We start from the raw sequence: 19,267 nt of genomic DNA on the forward strand, positions 1-19,267 counted from the left end.
CGGCAGTCTCAGCTAATACAGAAATGCTGCGTCCGCTTGACCGCCTCAACTGCAACCTCAGAATCAACCGCTGTCCCACTGGCCGCTCTTCGCCAAGCAATTCACTGTGTGTAACGAAATGCCCGATAGCGATTTGCGCGATCCAAAATAATGGCTCAACGCTCTGTACCCATGAGCGTCATCGTAGAAACCTGCAAAGTGAATGGCCTCCCCGGCGCCTTGGGATAACCAGCCTTCCGTGGCTTCGCATACATAGCACACCATACCGTGCAGCTGCCTCCAGGCCTTGTACTTAGACAACGTCATCCCTGCCTGCTGCTTGAAGAGTTGCCGCAGGTGATCGGGAGAAAGATTGGCAATTCGGCTCAATGGCTTCAGGCTTAGACGCCCTTCAGTATCACTGGCGATGGTGCTGGCAACCCGTAGTAAGCGTTCATCGACACGGACAGGCGACAGCATCCCTCTGATCTCCGCTTGACAACTTTCCATCCAGGCGACCACTGCGGATCGTGGGATATTCCCGGAACACAGGTTTTCGAAGAGCAGATCATTCCAAGGCAGCTTTCCGGGAACTGGCCACTGCGCCATAACCTGCTCCCCCAGTGATCGTTGGATGCCCATCCCTTCTACGCTGAGCGGATCGAAGTAGATGATCACCAGACCATCCCCGGCTGCGGAACTCCACCGGCCACTCGCATGCAGTAGTCCGGCCGAATCGATCAGCCGGCCATCATCCATCTCGTAGCGCAGGCAGGTGCCCGGGCGACTGAGGATCAGGCAGGGCGCCACCATTTCCGAGCGATCGAAGCCGCCCGGTCCGGCATACATCATCCAGCCCTCGCTCACATAGACGCACTGTGTCTCGCCGCGCATGGAAATCGCTCGATATGATCTTGGCGAAGCCAAGCATTGTGTTGGGGCCCAGCGACAGACCGGTGACGACAGAACCATCGCCGGGGATTCACTCAGAAGGACTTGCTGACACCCATCAGTACACTCGCACTGCAAAGGTCATCGTACCCCGTTAATGATTGACACTCGGTTCGAGAGAGATCCGTACCCACCAGGCCTGCGCTCCAGGTAAGGCCAGCGTAGTCGCGGTAAAGCCGCACCTCCCATTCGTCGTAGCGCGATCTGCCCTTGCCACTGCTGGACTGGATGATGTCATCTTTGTAATCCATCAGCCCGTAGCGCAGGTTCAGGTGGGTCTTTTCGTTCAGAGGCAGTTCGTAAGCGACATAGCTGTAGAGATTGCTCTGATTCCCGAGCAGGTCGTCCGAATACGCGGCGGTCAGCTCCAGACCATGAAATTTGAGTCTGCCGTAGGTGGCAGTCTGGTTGAACAGACTGTCCTTGGGATAGACGTACTTGATGTAGCCCAGATCGAAGGACAGATCGTCGTTCAAGGGTACGTACCAGCCCGCATAGAAGTCCTGCTCAAACCGTGTTTTGGTGCCCTCACCGAAGTCGACGGACGAGCCCCATACGCCGGCATAGAGCCCGAACGGGGTTGCCAAGGTGGCTCCAGCCTGGGCAGCCGGATCCCCCAGGGTTTGCGAGATACCCTTCGAACGGTAGTCGTTGATGGCGGTCAACTCCAGGCTCAGGTCATAGCCATTTCCCAGGGGAAGCGCCGAAGCGCGCAGAGCGACCAGGCTCAAGAGAACAACAATCACCGCATTGGCTGCCTTCATCAGCAATCCTCTATTCTTATTTTTGTGAGGCGAACTCCCCCGCCGACTGAGCGATCCGCGGGGTCGTGGCTTGAATGGAAAGAGCCGTCAGAGCCCGTCAGGAAAAAGTCCGAACGGCCAATTCGCCCAGGCTTGGCGACGGGATGCATCGGGGTCGATTTTGGTCCCGGGCGTGGTGCTCCAGAGCATGGTCTGGCGAGAGCTGGAGTCGTATCGGGGCCAATGCGGCACCGCTTTACCGTTCGGATTGCCCGTGCGGGCAAAGTTAGTCCAGGCGTCCATCATCTGGCTGGCGAGCCGTTGCTCCTCCTGACGCCGGGCGTGGCCGAGTTTTCCACCGCCAGGCACCCAATCGAGGTCCAGGGTGCCAAAAACGAAAGGCAGCTCCAGCGCATGGGTTGCCCCCAAGTCCGGCTGGCCGGACTCCAGGAAACCCAGCGGGACCTTCCACTGGAACCGGTACAGATAGGTATTGGGGTTGTGAGCAGCCTGCATCTCTGCCAGCCGGGTCATCGGCTGGATCATCACAAAATCGTCGTTTTGTGCCTGCCGAATCAACGACTGATCCCGTGTCTTCAGACTTTCGGCATAGAGCGCATCCAGGTTTGCGGGCGCTAGCGCCTGGTCGAGGTGGCTGCGTAGCTCGTCCGGGATGATGGGGGCAGCAGGCCCCAGGTCGGTCTGCTCCGTGAAGGGGTTGCGCTGCTTGCTGTCATACAGGCTCCAGTAGTTCATCTCGTTCTGGTTGGCACCGACCATGAGGTCGATACCTTTCGCATGCCCGGCCGGGATGAGCTGGTTGGGGTTGCCGACGACCAGTTGCCCGTCCCGGTACGGCGCGAACAGGCTGTCGCCGTGCTCGGCATTGAGCGTTGCCGCTGTCTGCTGGTTCAGTAACTCCAGCGCAGATGCCTTGAGCATTTGCGCCAGCGTTTTAAGTTTCCCCGAGTTGCCAATCAGTGCCGCAGCGGAAAAGGCAAAGTCACGGGTATGAATCAGGTTCACCCCGCCACTCTGCGCGATGGCCCGGTGGAACAGGCTTTCAGGATTGGCCGTCGCTAGCAGCGCGGTGATGGAGATGCTGCCCGCCGATTCACCGAACACTGTGATGTTATCGGGGTCGCCACCGAAAGCCTGGGCGTTGCGCTTCACCCACTCGAGCGCGGCAATCTGGTCACGCAGACCGTTGTTACCACTGCCCATATAGCTCGGATCGAGCTTGCCCAGTTCCATAAAGCCAAACAGGCCGACACGATAGTTCAATGCCACGACCACCACATCACGTCTGGCCAGGTGTTGCCCTGTATAGAAGTCGGACGATCCATTCCCTACTATGAAGGCGCCACCGGGGATGAACACCATAACAGGTCGTTTTTTGCCATCTACGGCCGGTGTCCAGACATTCAGGTGCAGGCAGTCCTCGTTCTCATAGACCTCCAACGTTTCGCCGGAGACCGCATCGGTGTGAGCGTTGGGCTCGTAAGGGTAGCGCTCCAGCGGATCCTTGACCTGCGGGCAGGTGGAACGGAAACGCGTTGCCTCCAGAGTGCCCTGCCACTTCTCGACCGGTTGTGGCGGGCGGAAACGCAAGGCACCAATCGGCGGTGCAGCATAGGGGATTCCTTTGAATGCTAGCCCCGCCCCCTCGTGAATCCCCTGGACGATTCCCCCATCGGTCACCGCGCAGAAAGCGCAAGGCTCGGCGGCCAATAGACTGCCGCTACCCAGCAGACTTGCCACGACCACGGCAAGTGCTGCCATTGATCTTCTTATTGTCATACAGCCTCCGGTTCAAATTGATGAACCGAAGGATGTGATGAGCGTGAATGCGCGTCTTGTACGAAACGGGGATTGAACCTTGGTAGGTTGCAGCAAGCCGTATGGTGGAGTGGACCTTGCATTTACCTCTAAGTCGACTGGCCGCAATGGGGTCGATTTCGGTCAGTCGTGACAGGCAGGAATCGGCCAGGACGTTTAGATTTGGTTTAGAAAAAGAACTGGCGCCTACGCCTTCGCTACGATCTCGTCCCACACTGTAGGGGTGGGAAATAGCTCGTTCAGAAAACCCACAAACGCCTTAACGTTCGGGCTTCCCCGGCGGCTTTCTGGCCACAAGGCCGTGATGGAGGAACGGTCGACCGCGAACTGTGGAAATAGCGGCTTCAGTTCTCCCCGAGCGACATAGGGCGCCGCGACATAGGTGGGTGAAATGCCAATGCCACCGCCAGCTGCAAGCACCGCAGCAACCGCATCGCTGTTGTCGATGACGATGGATGCGTCGGGCGCTATCTCCAGCATTCGGTCCCCCACGCTGAATGGCCAGCGCAGCGCTTGGCCCGAACTCTGGTAGCGAAAATTCACGCAGTCATGGTCGGCCAGATCGCTGAGTTCCAGCGGCGTGCCGCGTTTGGCCAAATAGGCTGGCGAGGCAAAAGCGCAAATTCGATGCGGTCCCAGCGTACGAGAGATAAGCCGCGAGTCGGCCAGGTTGCCCACGCGCACGGCCACATCGATGCCTTGCTCAACGATGTCCGCAAACTGATCGCCCAAGCGCAGGTCGATGGCGAGCTTGGGGTAGCGCTCGCGAAACCTGGGAATCGCCGGCGCCAATATGTTCAGCCCGATAGGCGGTGTCGCTGTCACTTTCAAGGTGCCGGAGGGCTCAGCGCGCGAGGCCACTGCAGCCTGCTCGATGTCCTCCACCTCGCGCAGAATCCGTAGCGCCCGTTCGTACAGATCCCGTCCTTCAACTGTCAGGGTTAGCGAACGGGTGGTGCGGTTGAATAAACTCAGCTCGAAATGCTGCTCCAGGCGTTGCACGCTCTTGCTGATGGCGGACGGCGACACTGATAAATCGCGCGCTGCAGCGGTATAGCTGCCCAAAGAGGCAGCGCGGGCAAAGGCAATAAGACCGGTAAGGCGGTCCAACCCTATTTGTTCCTTCATGGCACTAGTAAAGCGACTTATGCCCTAATTATCAATATTGGCTCAAGCCTTTAGTCTTTACCCATCGACGCTATTAAGGCGTTCAAGGAGATAGACCATGAGCCATTCCACTGCTACCCAAACCGCATTTACCCAACAGCTTCCAGCCCAACTGGAAGGCCGCACCGTGGTGATTTTCGGTGGTACGTCCGGCATCGGTTTAGCGGCCGCGATTCAAGCCAAAGCCGCCGGGGCATCCGTGACCGTGATCGGTTCCAATGCCGAGCGTGCCGAGCAAGCTGCTCTAGAACACGAGTTCGCCGGCTGGCGTGCCGCTGATGTCACCCATAGCGAAGCTATCTACGCCGCCTTGGCGGACATCCCGCACGTGGATCATCTGGTTCTACTCGCCGGCACATTTGTGGCGGGCAAGGTGCTGGACGCTGAAATCGATTACCTGCGTCGGGCGTTCGAAGAGCGGATGTGGGCTTCTGTGCACGCCATCCGCGCTCTCGGGGATCGTTTGTCCAAGGACGGCTCCATCACCTTTATCTCTGGCTGTTTGGCGGACCGGCCCAATGCTTATGGCACCGCCGTGCTCGCTGCTGCTTCGGCAGCAATGGAAGCGCTGGCACGTGGCCTGGCCCTGGAGCTGGCGCCCATCCGTGTCAACACCCTGTCCCCAGGCCCGATCAACACCCCCATTTTTAGCAAGGCCTTGGGCGAGGGGCGCGATGCGTACGTCAGCGCATGGGAGCAGTCGCTGCCGCTGCATCGCCTGGGCACCGCCACTGAAGCAGGCGCCGCTACCGTTTTCCTGATGACCAACACGTTTATGAACGGCGCCACGCTGAACATCGACGGCGGCGCTCGGCTGGTCTGAGTGACCGGCCCCAAACGCCGACGCGATCGCCTTTGGCAGAGACTTTATTGCCTTTCGCGAAAGGCAGGAATCGGGGTGTGGATTCAACCGGTCGACGCAACACAACTAAATTCCGGTGGTGCTCAAGCTACATAGATCAGCTCTCGGAGGAAATGATTGAGTCGTGATTGGCTTCAGCAGCCAGCTTCAATCGGTCAGCTTTACTAATGTATTTAGACTTGCTTGGCGGTGCCAATTTGGCACTAGCCTTTTTGGCGTGAGCCTTTAATAACTGCTTTATTTTTTTACGACGATTCATATGTTTCTACTCGGTTTGTAAGCTCTTGAATGATATCAGCTTAAAATATGGGGCCAGATCCCATCGCTCAGCATGGATATTCGACTTGAAACAGGTCTGATTCAAGCGTCGCTCGCATCCCCCCGACAAACACAACGGGCGCCTTCAGAGCGCCCGTTTTCATTCACTTCGCCGCTTGCGCCCGCAAGCGTCTGCCGATCACATCCATCACGTCACACCCATCGCGCAACGGAATGGCCAGTAGTTTGGCAAAGTCGGCCAGCACCACCGTGTCGCTCTCGATATCGGCACGAAAAGCGATATTTTCGAGGACTTGGGTGACGGTGCGGATGCGGTAGTCGGCGGTGGCTTGCAGCACGTCGAGCGGGGCTTGGGTGTCGATCAGCAGGGAGGCCGGGATCAGGTCGATTTCGGTGAGGGGCATGTATCGATTCATTTTGAAGATCTCTGTTTGATTGGCTCAAGGCCGTCACACAGTCGTCGCCAAACGAATGGGTGGCAGCTGTGCGCAGGTTGGCGAACCGGCAACAGAGAGACCGGCAGACCCGAAGGTCTCCCGCGCACAGCCGCCATGGAAAGCGGTTTTGCGGGTGCGTTGGCCCCTGCAATAAAGCGGATAGCCCTCGCATTCTCTGTGATCAGGTCGCCAAACCTGAATCGCCAGTTGGGCGACGGAGCGGACTATAAGCTTCATCGAGTCAGTGGGGCAAGGTGAGGGATTCTCAGGTTGGCGTAGGATCTGTGTTGGACCCGAAGTAGCCAGACTGACAGGCAGGAAACGGCCAACATTCCTTTCGTCATAGTCCAGCCAGTTCAGAAGACTGGCGCTTACCCTAATGCCTGTCAGTTAAGCGCAATCCATGTGGGAGCGAGCCTGCTCACGATAGCGGTGGGTCAGTCAACATTGATGTTGAATGTTATGCCGTCATCGTCGGAACGCCGCCCGGAGCCGGCTCGCTCCCACAGGTTTGTGCCTTAACTGACTGGCATTAGCGCTTACCCCCTAGTTCGGGTCCAGCAATCCGCCGCTCCAGTTGCGCGACACCCGGGTTCCGGTGAATTTCGCCACCACCATGCCCTGAGGCACAAGCCGATCCCGATAGCGTGTCACCATCCGCCCCGCTTGCTCGGCAAACAGCACCACTTCCGAAGACGGATCACCCGGTCGCCCCAGAATCCGCGCAAACCGCTGCCCTTCTTCGACGAAATCGCCGAGCTGTTTTTCAAAGATCAGTACCCCGGACTGCGGCGCGAGAATGGTCTCCATGTGGCCCATTTCCATTGCCTCGACGGGCCAATCGCCGGGCGACAGCGCCTCATCGATGACCCCACACGCGCAAAGCCAGGTGTATAGCCCCGTAGCATCCTGCTCGGCAAACCGATCGCTGACATCGCCCTGCCCGCGCAATTCGAGGGTCGCGGCCATGTGCTGATCGGTGACGCCATCGCGCAGCCAGGGCGTAATGATGGTTTCCTCGAAGGAGCCATCGCCACCGTCATCCCAGATGATCGCCACCTCCATCTTCATCGCCGCCGCCAGTTCGCGGCCACGTGGCCAGAAACTACGGTGAACGTAGAGGTACGGTAATGCCTCGTCATCGGTGTGCAGATCGAGCATTACATCCGCCGTGGCCGCCAGTTGTACCAGGCTTTTTTGCCATTCCTGGACATTGGTCGAAGGTCGGGCCATCGCTGCCGACTGGTCGAACGAACGGTTGAAGTTATGGCCGGTGGCGTCGTGAAACCGACCCAGAATCCGCCCTTGGCGAAACTGCCCGATGCCCAGGGGATTGGCCTGTGGCACCACCGTCACACGGCCCTTGAGGCGGCCCTCGGCCTCGGCGACAGCAAGCCGCTGCATCAGCACATGCAGGACCAGCATCCCGGCGATTTCATCGGCATGTACCCCCGCCTGCAAGTGCACCTTTGGCCCGCTGCCATCGCCCTCGAAACACCACGCACCGACCCGCACGGCGTCACCGTTATTGTTCCGAACACTGAACGAAATATCCTGCGCCATACGCTTGCCCTCCCGTCATGACCGTTAACACCCGATGCTGCCTTCACTGGAGATTGAACGCACGTTCAACTAAGCTCGCCCATCAGGATCTGCATCCAAGGACGCCCACGTGACAGCCCACTCCCCAAAAAACCGCCGCGCTGAACCCGACGAGCGCCGTGAAATGCTGGTTGCCGCCACCTTGCGCTGCCTGGTCCGCGACGGTCACGCCGGTATTTCCGTGCGCCGCATCGCCACCGAGGCCGGGGTGTCCGTCGGCCTGCTCAATCATCATTTCGGCACCATCGATGCCTTGATCGCCGACACTTACCAAAAGCTCGCGAGCGAACTGACCACCGCCCTGCTCCAGGAAATCGAGCAGGCCTGCACGCCTGCCGAAAAGATGGACGCGTTCCTCACAGGCTCTTTTTCGTCCAGGGTCATGGACCCGCAATTGCTCGGCGTCTGGGTAGTGTTCTGGAGCCTGATCCGCCATTCCGAACACGTCAGCCAGTCCCACGAAAAAAGCTACCGCGCCTACCTCGATCTGCTCCGCCAACTGCTGGACGGACTGGCGACAAGCGAAGGTTTCGTCATTCACGACACGCGCCTGGCCGCCATCGGCTTATCGGCGATGCTCGACGGACTCTGGATCGAATGGTGCCTGAACCCCGAAACCTTCAGCCCCGCCAACGGCCTCCATATCTGTCGTTGCTGGATAAAGGGGCTGCGTCACGGAGCATTCAGCGCCGACGACGTCCTGTGACGGGTGGCGGCCAAAGATCATCGCCAGGGTGCCGCTGACCGCGATCAGCCCGGCACCGATCATCAGCGACACATCCATCAGTGTGCCCCAGACCAGGTTCGACAGCGCGAATGCCCAGATCAACCCGGTGTACTCGAACGGCGCCAGCAAGATCGCCGTGGCCCGCTGAAAACTGGCGAACAGCAGAAACTGCCCGATGCCGCCCACCAGCCCGGCGCCAAGCATCCCCAGCCAAGCCGGGGTCGGCGATGGAGTGTGGGTCCAGGGCAGCGCCAGCATCATGCAAATGACAAACACCCCGTTGGTGATCAGCATCTGCTCCAGCACTGAAGTCTGGCCATCCACCTGCCGCAACTGGATGTAGGTGAACGCCCAGCACATCGCCGCCAACAGCGTCAGAACGATCGGCAAGGGCTCGGCCATGTTGCTGGGGCGGCAGGCAATGATCACGCCGACAAAGCCGATGATCAGGGTGAACCACTGCCAGCCGCTGGCACGTTCCTTGAGAATCACCACCGCCAGCACCGTGACCATGATCGGCGCCGAAAAATACAGCGTGGTCATCTCTGCCAACGTCAGGTCCCGGGCGGCCGTGTAATACAGCAACCAGGCAACAATCGACAGCAACCCGCGCACCACCAGCAAGCGCCGGCTCGGTGAGCGCCAGGCCCGCTGAACCAGCCGCAGGCGCCCTGCCAGCAGACAGGCGAGCACCACCACGAGGCTGCGCCAGAACAGGATGCTGACCACCGAATAGTCGGCCACCAGCCACTTGATGCTCGCATCCTGCAAGGCCAGGAAGGCGTAACCCAAGGTGCACAGGCCAATGCCCTGCAACGACCGGTCAACCCGTGGCGCGCTCATTACACCGACCGGCGCAGCGGCGTCCCGCGCCGTTCGGCAAAGGCGAACAGCGCCTCGATCAGGAACGTCAGGCAGACATACACCCCGGCCACCAGCAGCAACGGTTGATACACTTGCAGGGTCTGGGCACGGACCACGTTGGCGGCGCCCAGCAGGTCGATCACCGCGATGGTCGAGGCCAGCGCCGTGGATTTCAGCAACATCACGGTCTCCCCGGCCAATGTCGGCAACAACAACCGCATGGCCCGGGGCAAGCGCACCCGCAGCAGGGACTGGCGCGGGGTCATGCCAAACGCCGAGGCGGCTTCTATTTCACCTTTTGGCACCGCCAGGAGGCCGCCGCGAATCACTTCGCCCACATAGGCACCCACCGACAGCACCAGGGCGAACACGATGTACCAGTAGCCGTCACGCAGATAAGGCCAGAGAAAACTGCCATGAATCAGCGGAAACTGCGCAAACAGGCTGCCAAGCCCGTAGTAGAAGATGTAGATCTGGATCAGCAACGGTGTACCGCGCAACACGCTGGTGTAGAACAGGCTGGCCTTGGCGATCACTTTGTTCTTCGAGATCCGGGCCAGCGCCACCAGCACCGCCAGTACGAAACCGAACACGCTGGCAATCAACAAAATGGTGATGCTTGTTTGCAGCCCCCGGCCCAACAGCGCCGCGTATTCAACTATCCACGCTGGAATCATTTCATTCACTCAGCCAAAGGCATCCAGCGACGCGTGCGTCGCTCAAGCCGTCCCGACAGGTAGTTGGACACCAACGTCACCCCGTAATACATCGCCGCGGCCGTGAGGTAGAACAACAGGTAATGACGCGTCGAGCCCGCCCCTTGCTTGGCGGTGTACAACAGCTCGTTGGTGCCGACCACGCTGATCAAGGCACTGTCCTTGATCAGGTTGATCCACAGGTTGGCCATCCCGGCCATCGCATAGGGCGCCATGATCGGCAGCGTGACACGCCGGAACAGCCCGAACCCACTCTGGCCGAACGCCCTCCCCGCCTCGATCTGGCCGAAAGGAATCGCCTGGATCGCCGCCCGAAAAATCTCCGAGGCGTAGGCGCCCTGCACCAGTCCCAGCACCAGGATCGCCGCCAGAGGGCCGCTGACATTCACTGCGTCGTAACCCATCCGGGCCATCAGCGAATTGAGCAGCATGGAACCGACGTAGTACAGCAACAGGATCAGTAATAACTCCGGAACCGCCCGGAACAACGTGGTGTAGCCGCGCATCAGCGCCGCGATCGGTTTGGGGGCGCCCAACTTGAGGCAGGCCACCACCAGTCCGATGAACAGCCCGACCACGAAGGCCCCGGCCGATATTTGCAGGGTCATCCAGAGCCCCTTCAACAGCGCACCGCCCCATCCTTGTTCGCTGAAATCGATCAACTCGAACATTGCTGGCATTTCACTCTCCGGTTAGCAGGCGTGAGGGCACCGCTGGACCTAGTGGGAGCGAGCCTGCTCGCGATAGCGGTGGGTCAGCAAACATTGATATCGAATGTGCTGCCGTCATCGCGAGCAGGCTCGCTCCCACAGGATCTGTGTTCAGGTCAGAACGCGGGTTTCACGCTGGTCCCGAAGTAGCTCTGGGAGAGATCGTCATAGTCCTTGCTCGCCAGCAAGTTCTTGATTGCCTTGTCGAGATTGGCCTTGAGCTGAGTGTCTTCCTTGCGCAGCCCGGCGCCCACGCCTTTGCCGAAGATCGGGTCATAAGGCACCGTGCCCAGGTAGGCCAGGTCCTTGGCATCGGGCGTCTTGACGAATGCCGCCATGGCCGTGCCGTCTGCCATCATCAGGTCGACACGACCGGCAATCAGGTCGGCGTTGGCCGAGTCCTGGGTGTCGTAATACTTCACCTCAGCAATTTTCTCGTAGTAAGCCTTCAGGTAGCTGGCGCTCACTGTCGAGTTCTGCACAGCGATGATCTTGCCCTTGAGATCATCCGGATATTTGTTCACCGCAGTGCCCTTTGGCCCGACAACCGCGATCGCCGAATCGTAGTAGGCCTTGCTGAAGGCGATCTGTTTTTCGCGCTCTTCGGTCACGGACATGGAGGAAAAAATCACGTCGATCTTCTTCGCCAGCAACGACGGGATGATTCCATCCCACGCCACTTCCTTGATCTCGCACTCAGCTTTCATATCAGTGCACAGTTTGTGTATCAGGTCGACTTCAAAGCCTTTCCATTCACCGTTGGCCTGTTTCTCGGTGTACGGCGGATAGGGTTCGGCCGCTACCGCGAACCTGATCGGCTGGGCTTGTGCCGCGCTCATACCCGCCAGCAGTACGCAGGCCACGCCCGTTACCCAGTTTGCCAAACGTCGATTTCCCATGATTGTTCCCCGTCTTTTTTATGTTATTAGCGAGTCTGATGAGCGTTGACGAATTGTCGGCAACGCTCGCTGCGTGGGTGTACGAACACTTCGTCCGGCGAACCGGCTTCCTCGATCAACCCTTGATGCAAGTAGGCGACTTTGGAAGAAACATCGCGTGCAAAGGCCATCTCATGGGTCACCAGGATCATGGTCCGGCCTTCTTCGGCGAGGGAGCGGATCACCCGCAGCACTTCTCCGACCAGTTCCGGGTCGAGTGCCGAGGTGGGTTCATCGAACAGCATGACCTTGGGCCGCATGGCCAGGGCCCGGGCGATGGCCACCCGTTGTTGCTGTCCCCCGGAGAGAAACGCCGGGTACTCGTTGCGCTTGGCCGCAAGCCCCACGCGTTCAAGCAAGGCTTCGGCCCGTTCAGTGGCCTCCGCACGGCTTTCACGCAGGACCTGCGTCGGCGCTTCGATGAGGTTTTCCAGCACCGTGCGATGGGGCCAGAGGTTGAAGTTCTGGAACACCATGCCCAGGCTCGAACGGATCCGTACCAGCTGTTTGGCGTCGGACACCAGCGGCGCGCCGGGACGATCGAAGTTCAGGTGAATGCTTTCGCCGTCGACCAGAATGCGACCCTGGTCCGGCACTTCGAGCATGTTGATGCAGCGCAGCAAGGTACTTTTGCCCGAGCCGCTGGCGCCAATCAGGGAGATCACATCGCCTTCGCGGGCCGTCAGGGAGACGCCTTTGAGGACCTCGATATTGCCGAAGCGTTTGTGCAGGCCATCGACTTCGATCATGGTCTTGCCCACCACCGGTTCAACGGCCGCTTCGCTGGTCACACGGGTGATCGCCGGCCTGGGCGCTTCGCCCTTCAACACCCGGACAAAATCGCGAATACGCTGGCAGGCCTGGGCCAGTCGCTCTTCACCCAGCGTGAACGAGAGCCGCACAAAGCCTTGCGCCGGCTCGCCGAAGGCGGCCGCATCCAGGACCGATACACCCGCCTCGCGCAACAGACGCCAGGCGAATTCCAGAGAGGACAAACCGGTGCCACGCACGTCCACCAGCACGAACATGCCGGCATCGGGCTTGAGCACTGAAATCCCCGGGCAATCAGACAGGCCTGCGACCACCAGATCGCGACGACGGCGATAGATTTCGCGCATGCCGCAGGTCACCTCTTCATGGGCCTGTACCGCCTTGAGCGCGGCTTCCATGACAAATCCCGGCAAACCATAGAGCATGCTCAGCATCAGGGTTGCGGCATGCGCCACCAGGGTTTCATCGGCGATGATCCAGCCGATACGCCAGCCAGTCATGGCATGGGATTTCGACAGGCTGCCGATGACCACGCAACGCTCGGCCATACCCGGCAAGGCCGCCAGGCTGAGGTGCTCGCGTTCGAACGTCAGGCTCTCATAGACCTCGTCCACCACGACCCACAGGTCATGGGTGATGGCCAGGTCGGCGATGGCTTGCAGCTCTTCGCGGTTGAGTACCACGCCGGTAGGGTTGTTCGGATTGGAGAAGAAAATCGCCCGGGTGCGCGGGGTGATGGCCTTGGCCAGCACGGCGGCATCGAGCCTGAAACCCGAATCCGCCGCGCAGGGCACGCGCACCAGCGTCGCCCCGGAGGCCTTGAGCGTCGCCTCGTAGGTCACGTACATCGGGTCCAGGGCAATCACTTCGTCGCCGGCGGTGAGCAGGCACATCGAGGTGATGAACAGCGCGTTCTGCGCCCCCGCCACATTGATGACGTTTGACGCTTGCAGCTCACGGTCGAACAGTGGGCTGTAGCGAGTGGCGATGGCTTCACGCAAGGCCTGGCGACCGGCGATTTCGGTGTAGTGAGTGTCGCCCTCACGCAGCGCCTGAATCGCGGCATCGGTGATGAAATCTGGAGTAGGGAAATCCGGGTCCCCGACGCTGAGGATGATCACATCCTCGCCACGGCGCTGTGCTTCATACGCCGCATTGTGAATATCCCAAGCGGCAACGCCTTGGCCTGAGATCTGCTCAACAAAGGGTGAAAACCGCATGCCAGTGCCTCGTTCGAATAGAAGAAACGCAAGCCCGCAACCAGCCGGGGAGAAGGTGGAACGAACATAGTCGAAGCTGAACACTCGTTCAACAGAAAAGTCATCGGGGTTCGCGTTCAGCGTAAACAGGTCGTTTTTACGACAGTCGACGTGTTTTCCAGTCGTGGATTGCCTTGAATGCAGTCAGTGGGCGGAGCAATGGCAAATGAGTAGCTATGCTAGGTCTGTTGCCGCGCTCTGGTAGCAACACCGTGAAAGGAGGCGTTGAGATGCAGCTCATCAGTTTGAAAATTGATAAGCCGGACGCGACAAACTTCATTTTGGGTCAGACGCACTTCATCAAGTCCGTCGAGGACATTCACGAAGCGCTGGTCAACGCCGTGCCGGGTATCACGTTTGGCGTGGCCTTTTGTGAAGCTTCCGGCAAATGCCTGGTGCGCTGGTCTGGCACCGATACCGCCATGATCGAACTGGCCCGGAACAATGCGCAAACCATCGCCGCAGGCCATAGCTTCATCATTTTCCTCGGCGACGGTTTCTATCCGCTGAACGTGTTGAACACCGTCAAGATGGTTCCAGAGGTGTGCCGTATTTTTTGTGCGACAGCCAATCCAACTGAAGTGATTCTCGCTGAGACGGCACAGGGACGAGCGATCCTGGGCGTGGTGGATGGCTTCTGTGCCAAGGGCATTGAAGACGATGCAGACATCCTGTGGCGCAAGAACCTGTTGCGACAAATCGGTTACAAGCTATGAGTTGAAGTGCGGGTGATGGTCGGTCTAACCGGACAGTCAATATCGCTCGAGTCACTCAACGAATAACACCGGCTCGCGAACCCTCAACGGGTCAATCGTATTCCGCTTCCTGATGCTCTCCCAGCAGACGCCGTTGACGGGGCGTCGCGGCAGCCAGCACGCTGGGGTTGAAGCGCCAGTGCAGGTAGGGCGAGAACTTCTGCGCCACCATGCGTCGGCCGTAGTGGACCTGCAACAGGTAGCGCACGCGGTCAAGGGTTCGGTTGTTGCTACCGGCGTGCCACAGCTCGCTGCGTAACATCAGCACATCCCCGGCTCGACACAGCACCGGCTGCGCAGTTCGGCCATGCCACTGGTCTTCGCCGCGAGCAGGCGGTCGCCCGGCGCGGTGGCTACCGGGGATCACCCGAGTGGGACAGAGGTCGACATCGATATCGTCGAGGTAAAGGTGCGCGGTGCAGATCTGCATCGGCAACTCGAAGGCGGGGTCGGCCAGCAGGCTTTGCGGCAGCTCCATCACCAGGTAATCCAGATGCAGTTCAGCCCCGACGAAGCCGGGATGACAGCGCCAGGCAGTCTGGCCGATGACATGACAATCGGCGCCCAGGGCCGCCTCGGCCAGTTCGATGACCCCGCTCAGGTCGAGAAACGGCAGCCAGAACGGGTCGCGATTGAACACGCACTTGTAATGATCGAGCAGACCGCTGTAGTCCCAGTGCTCAGGTTCAAGGCCATCGATAGCATTGCGCAGCGTGGTAATTTGACCGCCATCCAGCACGCCGGGTAGCACCACGAAACCTTCTCGGTGCAAGGCCTGCAGACGGCTGGCGGTCAGTGATGACGAACGCTCGGTGGTGTCCATGTGGCTCGGTATCGTCTTAAGACGCGCCTTTGCGGGGTACGCGTTGCGCCGGATCATAGAAGAATGTCTCCTCGGCGATCCGGTCGCCTTCCCAGCGCTGATAGGCGAGCTCTTCCATGTGAGTAGCCGTTCCATCAAGCCACTCAAAATGGAAGATCCAACGAATGACAACGTTGTCTCCGTTCACAAACACTGGACGTACGCACTTCGACGACACGGATTTGGCCCGTGCCATGACTATCCGTTCGTTCTCAACGTGCGCGCTTCGCCCAATCCTTGGCGGCGCCTGGTTCTCCTGCATCGAAGAGTCCACGGTGTAAAACTCCTCACACGCCTCGGCATGTGCATTCTCTTCAACTCGCGCGATGAAGCGTTCAAGTCTCTCGGCAGTGGGCATATTTTTCTCGGCAGGGTTAACGGGACGTTTGACTCAGTATGGCCGACTAATTCAGATGCACATCCATCATGCCTACTGTCAGAGCGCAGCAACAAGGGGCTGGAGATGTTCGAACCCCGCCACCTTGGCGAAGAAGGGAACTCCTGACTGCCGCCGCACCTCCAAAATTATGTAACACATCCGTTGCTTCACCCTTTTGGAGGACGCCGTCATGCGTCGCATACTTGTCATCTCTTCGCTAATACTTTGCCTGCCCTTTGGTTCGGCCATGGCTCACAAGCCCGATATTGATGCGCGCGATGTAGCGACGTCGGCAGGGATTTCCGTGTCGTTGTATTCGACATTCAAGGACCACAAAATGGTCACTTCCGCCCGTGATGACGCCTCCAGCTACGTGGCGAGTGGAGGCGCGATTCGTGGTGCCTATCTGGAGTCAGCGTTGAAGCAGATTCGGCACGATCATCCAGACCTCAAGGCCAGCGACGAAGAGCTGGCCAACGCGATCCTCATTCAATCCGAGCTACCTGCTGGTCGCTAGAGCCGCACGCACCGCGTGGCGTACCGAGGGAATACTTTGTGAACGCCTGCGCCCGGTGAACCGAGATCGACTCAGTCCACCGGCGCTGCCTGGCCCTTCACACCAACCGCTCAATCCTCTGATGCTGCCAGACCCTTTTGTAATACGCCGTCTGCAACATCAGCATCCCCAGGTACGCCACCGGAAACGCCATCCACACCCCTTGCAACCCAAACCGCGCATCCAACAAATACGCCACCGGCAACTGCACCCCGACCACGCACACGATCGCAATCGCCACCGGCACCATCACCGTGCCGCTGGCGCGCATGATGCCGCCGATGATCGCCTGGAAACCGAACACCAGCAGGCTCCAGAGCATGATGTGCAGCAGGTGTTCAGCCATGGCCCGGGTGGATGGATCGGTGAGGAACAGCCCCAGCAACCAGTGCGACAGCAGGTAACCCAACACCACCAAACCGCCGGTCAGCCATACGTTGATCAACAGCCCCGTGCGCAGAATCGGCCCGATACGCTCGATGCGCCCTGCCCCGATAGCCTGGGCGCCGAGGATCGACGCCGTGATCGCAATCGACAGCGCCGGGAATTGCACGTAATTGACGATCTGCGTCACCGCGCCGTACGCCGCCGTCGCTTGGGAACCATGCTGGTTCACCAGCGCCAGAATCACCAGTTCCGACAGCGACAGCACCACCATCTGCAACCCCGTGGGCAGGCCGATGCGCAGCACCTTGCCGAGAATCTCCTTGTCCAGCCGCATCGCCGCAAAAAACGCCCGATCCGGCGCCAACGGATGCCCCTTGCTAATCAACCGCCACGCCAGCCAGCCCATCGCCGACAAGTTACCCGCCAACCCGGCAAACGCCGCACTCTGAATGCCCATCGGCGGCAGCCCCAGCCACCCTCGAATCAATGCCGGCGTCAGCGCCAGCCCGACACACGTCGACACCACCAGCGCCAACAATGGCGACAGCGTATCGCTCACCCCTCGCAGCAATTGCGTGAACAACACAAACACCAACAGAGACGGCATGATCCACATCATCACGTGCGCATACGCCACCGCATCGTCCAGCACATCCACCGGCGTCCCCAACCCTTGCAACGCCAGACGCGCAAACACACTCCCCACTACCGCCGCCGCCAACCCGATCATCGCCCCCAACAGCAACGTCGTCCCGGCGATAGCCTTAACCATCTGCGGCTCACGCGCCCCCCAGGCCTGACCGATCAACACGCCCGCCCCCGCGCCGAGGCCGATGACCAGGGCGATAAAGAAGAACACGATCGGGAGCATGCCGGACACAGCCGCCAGGGCCTGGGTGCCGAGCATTTGGCCGATGTAGATGCTGTTGACCGTGCCCGACATGGATTGCAGAAAGTTCGACAGGACCATGGGGGCCAGGAACAGGAGGTAGGTTTGCCAGAGGGGGCGTTGGGAGGTGGGGGTTTGCATGGGTGAGGTCCGTCTCGACTGCTGGAGGGGATTTTAATGGCCGCATTAATACAGATCCTACAGTAACCTGAGAATGCCTCACCTTGCCCCCTTATTGGAGGATGTGATCGGCAGACGCTTGCGGGCGCAGGCGTCGACGTCAATGAAAACGGGCGCCCTGAAGGCGCCCGTTTGATTTGTCGGCGGGGTGCCGAACGGAAAAAGCCCGGAAAACCGGGCTTCTTCACATCGTAAGCAGATTACTCAGTGGAGAGCACACCACGGCGAACCTGGTCGCGCTCGATCGATTCAAACAGTGCCTTGAAGTTACCTTCACCGAAACCATCGTCGCCTTTACGCTGGATGAATTCGAAGAACACCGGGCCCATCAGGGTTTCCGAGAAGATTTGCAGCAGCAGACGCTTGTCGCCCGACTCGGACGAACCGTCCAGCAGAATCCCCCGCGATTGCAGTTCGTTGACTGGCTCACCATGGTTCGGCAAACGGCCTTCGAGCATTTCGTAGTAGGTTTCTGGCGGTGCGGTCATGAAGCGCATGCCGATTTTTTTCAGATGATCCCAGGTCTTTAGCAAGTCATCGGAGAGGAAAGCAACGTGCTGGATACCCTCGCCGTTGAACTGCATCAGGAACTCTTCGATCTGCCCGGCACCCTTGGACGACTCTTCGTTCAGCGGGATACGGATCATGCCGTCCGGGGCGGTCATGGCTTTGGAGGTCAGGCCGGTGTATTCGCCCTTGATGTCGAAGTAACGGATCTCGCGGAAGTTGAACAGCTTCTCGTAGAAGTTTGCCCAATAAGCCATACGGCCGCGGTACACGTTGTGGGTCAGGTGGTCGATGATCTTCAGGCCAGCCCCTACCGGATTGCGGTCGACGCCTTCGATGAACACGAAGTCGATGTCGTAGATCGAGCTGCCTTCACCGAAACGGTCGATCAGGTACAGCGGCGCGCCGCCAATGCCTTTGATCGCCGGCAGGTTCAGCTCCATCGGACCGGTGGCGATGTGGATCGGCTGAGCGCCAAGTTCCAGGGCGCGAGCATAAGCCTGCTGAGCGTTCTTGACGCGGAACGCCATGCCGCACACCGACGGGCCGTGTTCAGCCGCGAAGTACGAGGCCACGCTGTGAGGTTCGTTGTTGAGGATCAGGTTGATCTGGCCCTGACGGTACAGGTGCACGTCTTTGGAACGGTGGGTCGCGACCTTGGTGAAACCCATGATCTCGAAGATCGGCTCAAGGGTGTTCGGGGTCGGCGATGCGAGCTCGATGAATTCAAAGCCCATCAGGCCCATTGGGTTTTCGTATAAATCTGCCATGGTTGGCGCCTCATCATGATGCTTTTGGAATTAACGGAACGTTAGTTACAAGCAATGCTGAGAGCGGCGGGTGGCGCGCAGGAGATGCCTCGCACACTGCGGGCGAGAAAATCACCGTAGATCAATTGGAACCCGAAT

General features: G+C 59.5%; 19 protein-coding genes and 1 pseudogene. 4 read left to right on the forward strand and 16 right to left on the reverse strand.

All coding sequences use genetic code 11. From position 1 onward, the window contains the following. Window positions 1-63 precede the first annotated feature (63 nt). The 4 genes from NTD87_RS23100 to NTD87_RS23115 all read right to left on the reverse strand — a co-directional run bounded on the left by NTD87_RS23100 (window position 64) and on the right by NTD87_RS23115 (window position 4,640). On the reverse strand, window positions 64-873 hold the full coding sequence (locus NTD87_RS23100) for a helix-turn-helix domain-containing protein (RefSeq protein ID WP_262116512.1): 810 nt from the start codon (window positions 871-873) through the stop codon (window positions 64-66). A 92-nt stretch (window positions 874-965) separates the two neighbouring features. Continuing rightward, window positions 966-1,694 (reverse strand): TorF family putative porin, encoded by a 729-nt coding sequence (locus NTD87_RS23105; RefSeq protein WP_262116513.1) that lies wholly within the window; start codon window positions 1,692-1,694, stop codon window positions 966-968. A gap of 87 nt (window positions 1,695-1,781) precedes the next feature. After that, complete coding sequence (locus NTD87_RS23110) at window positions 1,782-3,455, reverse strand: carboxylesterase/lipase family protein (RefSeq protein WP_262116514.1); 1,674 nt, start codon at window positions 3,453-3,455, stop codon at window positions 1,782-1,784. A 243-nt stretch (window positions 3,456-3,698) separates the two neighbouring features. Further along, window positions 3,699-4,640 (reverse strand): LysR family transcriptional regulator, encoded by a 942-nt coding sequence (locus NTD87_RS23115; RefSeq protein WP_410017510.1) that lies wholly within the window; start codon window positions 4,638-4,640, stop codon window positions 3,699-3,701. Between the two features lie 97 nt (window positions 4,641-4,737). On the opposite strand from NTD87_RS23115, the gene NTD87_RS23120 reads away from it, so the two are divergent. Then, window positions 4,738-5,502 (forward strand): SDR family oxidoreductase, encoded by a 765-nt coding sequence (locus NTD87_RS23120; protein WP_262116516.1) that lies wholly within the window; start codon window positions 4,738-4,740, stop codon window positions 5,500-5,502. A 136-nt stretch (window positions 5,503-5,638) separates the two neighbouring features. On the opposite strand, the gene NTD87_RS23125 is transcribed toward NTD87_RS23120, so the two are convergent. The 3 genes from NTD87_RS23125 to NTD87_RS23135 all read right to left on the reverse strand — a co-directional run bounded on the left by NTD87_RS23125 (window position 5,639) and on the right by NTD87_RS23135 (window position 7,820). Further along, window positions 5,639-5,800, reverse strand: a complete 162-nt coding sequence (locus NTD87_RS23125) for a DUF2986 domain-containing protein (RefSeq protein WP_262116517.1) — start codon at window positions 5,798-5,800, stop codon at window positions 5,639-5,641. A gap of 163 nt (window positions 5,801-5,963) precedes the next feature. Continuing rightward, window positions 5,964-6,236 (reverse strand): hypothetical protein, encoded by a 273-nt coding sequence (locus NTD87_RS23130; protein ID WP_262116518.1) that lies wholly within the window; start codon window positions 6,234-6,236, stop codon window positions 5,964-5,966. A 567-nt stretch (window positions 6,237-6,803) separates the two neighbouring features. Beyond that, entirely contained in the window at window positions 6,804-7,820 is a 1,017-nt protein-coding gene (locus tag NTD87_RS23135; protein ID WP_262116519.1) for a succinylglutamate desuccinylase/aspartoacylase family protein, read from the reverse strand. A gap of 163 nt (window positions 7,821-7,983) precedes the next feature. Between NTD87_RS23135 and NTD87_RS23140 the strand changes: the two are divergent. Continuing rightward, window positions 7,984-8,469, forward strand: a pseudogene (locus NTD87_RS23140) (TetR/AcrR family transcriptional regulator); the annotation flags it as partial. Here the strand turns inward: NTD87_RS23140 and NTD87_RS23145 are convergent. From NTD87_RS23145 to NTD87_RS27900, 5 genes are all read right to left on the reverse strand, one after another. Then, the gene (locus tag NTD87_RS23145) at window positions 8,425-9,429 is read right to left on the reverse strand and encodes a DMT family transporter (protein ID WP_262116520.1); all 1,005 of its coding nucleotides are present in this window, start codon (window positions 9,427-9,429) and stop codon (window positions 8,425-8,427) included. The pseudogene NTD87_RS23140 and the gene NTD87_RS23145 overlap by 45 nt on opposite strands. Beyond that, complete coding sequence (locus NTD87_RS23150; RefSeq protein ID WP_262116521.1) at window positions 9,429-10,127, reverse strand: ABC transporter permease; 699 nt, start codon at window positions 10,125-10,127, stop codon at window positions 9,429-9,431. Before NTD87_RS23150 ends, NTD87_RS23145 begins: the two co-directional genes overlap by 1 nt. Window positions 10,128-10,132: 5 nt before the next feature. Further along, entirely contained in the window at window positions 10,133-10,846 is a 714-nt protein-coding gene (locus NTD87_RS23155; RefSeq protein WP_262116522.1) for an ABC transporter permease, read from the reverse strand. A gap of 146 nt (window positions 10,847-10,992) precedes the next feature. Next, complete coding sequence (locus NTD87_RS23160) at window positions 10,993-11,775, reverse strand: transporter substrate-binding domain-containing protein (RefSeq protein ID WP_262116523.1); 783 nt, start codon at window positions 11,773-11,775, stop codon at window positions 10,993-10,995. 26 nt (window positions 11,776-11,801) lie between these two features. Further along, window positions 11,802-13,805 carry an aminotransferase class I/II-fold pyridoxal phosphate-dependent enzyme gene (locus tag NTD87_RS27900; protein WP_315975340.1) on the reverse strand — a complete coding sequence of 668 codons (2,004 nt, stop codon included), beginning with the start codon at window positions 13,803-13,805 and terminating at the stop codon, window positions 11,802-11,804. A gap of 269 nt (window positions 13,806-14,074) precedes the next feature. Between NTD87_RS27900 and NTD87_RS23175 the strand changes: the two genes are divergently transcribed. Further along, window positions 14,075-14,560 carry an adenosine-specific kinase gene (locus NTD87_RS23175; protein WP_262116524.1) on the forward strand — a complete coding sequence of 162 codons (486 nt, stop codon included), beginning with the start codon at window positions 14,075-14,077 and terminating at the stop codon, window positions 14,558-14,560. A gap of 91 nt (window positions 14,561-14,651) precedes the next feature. Here the strand turns inward: NTD87_RS23175 and NTD87_RS23180 are convergent, their stop codons facing one another. After that, window positions 14,652-15,422 carry a phytanoyl-CoA dioxygenase family protein gene (locus tag NTD87_RS23180; RefSeq protein ID WP_262116525.1) on the reverse strand — a complete coding sequence of 257 codons (771 nt, stop codon included), beginning with the start codon at window positions 15,420-15,422 and terminating at the stop codon, window positions 14,652-14,654. Window positions 15,423-15,438: 16 nt separating this feature from the next. After that, the gene (locus tag NTD87_RS23185) at window positions 15,439-15,819 is read right to left on the reverse strand and encodes a hypothetical protein (protein ID WP_262116526.1); all 381 of its coding nucleotides are present in this window, start codon (window positions 15,817-15,819) and stop codon (window positions 15,439-15,441) included. Window positions 15,820-16,030: 211 nt separating this feature from the next. On the opposite strand from NTD87_RS23185, the gene NTD87_RS23190 reads away from it, so the two are divergent. Further along, window positions 16,031-16,357 carry a DUF2388 domain-containing protein gene (locus NTD87_RS23190; protein WP_262116527.1) on the forward strand — a complete coding sequence of 109 codons (327 nt, stop codon included), beginning with the start codon at window positions 16,031-16,033 and terminating at the stop codon, window positions 16,355-16,357. A gap of 97 nt (window positions 16,358-16,454) precedes the next feature. Here NTD87_RS23190 and NTD87_RS23195 read toward each other — a convergent pair whose 3' ends face one another. After that, on the reverse strand, window positions 16,455-17,813 hold the full coding sequence (locus NTD87_RS23195) for an MATE family efflux transporter (RefSeq protein ID WP_262116528.1): 1,359 nt from the start codon (window positions 17,811-17,813) through the stop codon (window positions 16,455-16,457). A 239-nt stretch (window positions 17,814-18,052) separates the two neighbouring features. Further along, the gene (gene hppD / locus NTD87_RS23200) at window positions 18,053-19,129 is read right to left on the reverse strand and encodes a 4-hydroxyphenylpyruvate dioxygenase (RefSeq protein WP_262116529.1); all 1,077 of its coding nucleotides are present in this window, start codon (window positions 19,127-19,129) and stop codon (window positions 18,053-18,055) included. Window positions 19,130-19,267 lie beyond the last annotated feature (138 nt).

Source organism: Pseudomonas sp. 6D_7.1_Bac1, assembly GCF_025465945.1.
In the GTDB taxonomy this organism is placed as follows: domain Bacteria; phylum Pseudomonadota; class Gammaproteobacteria; order Pseudomonadales; family Pseudomonadaceae; genus Aquipseudomonas.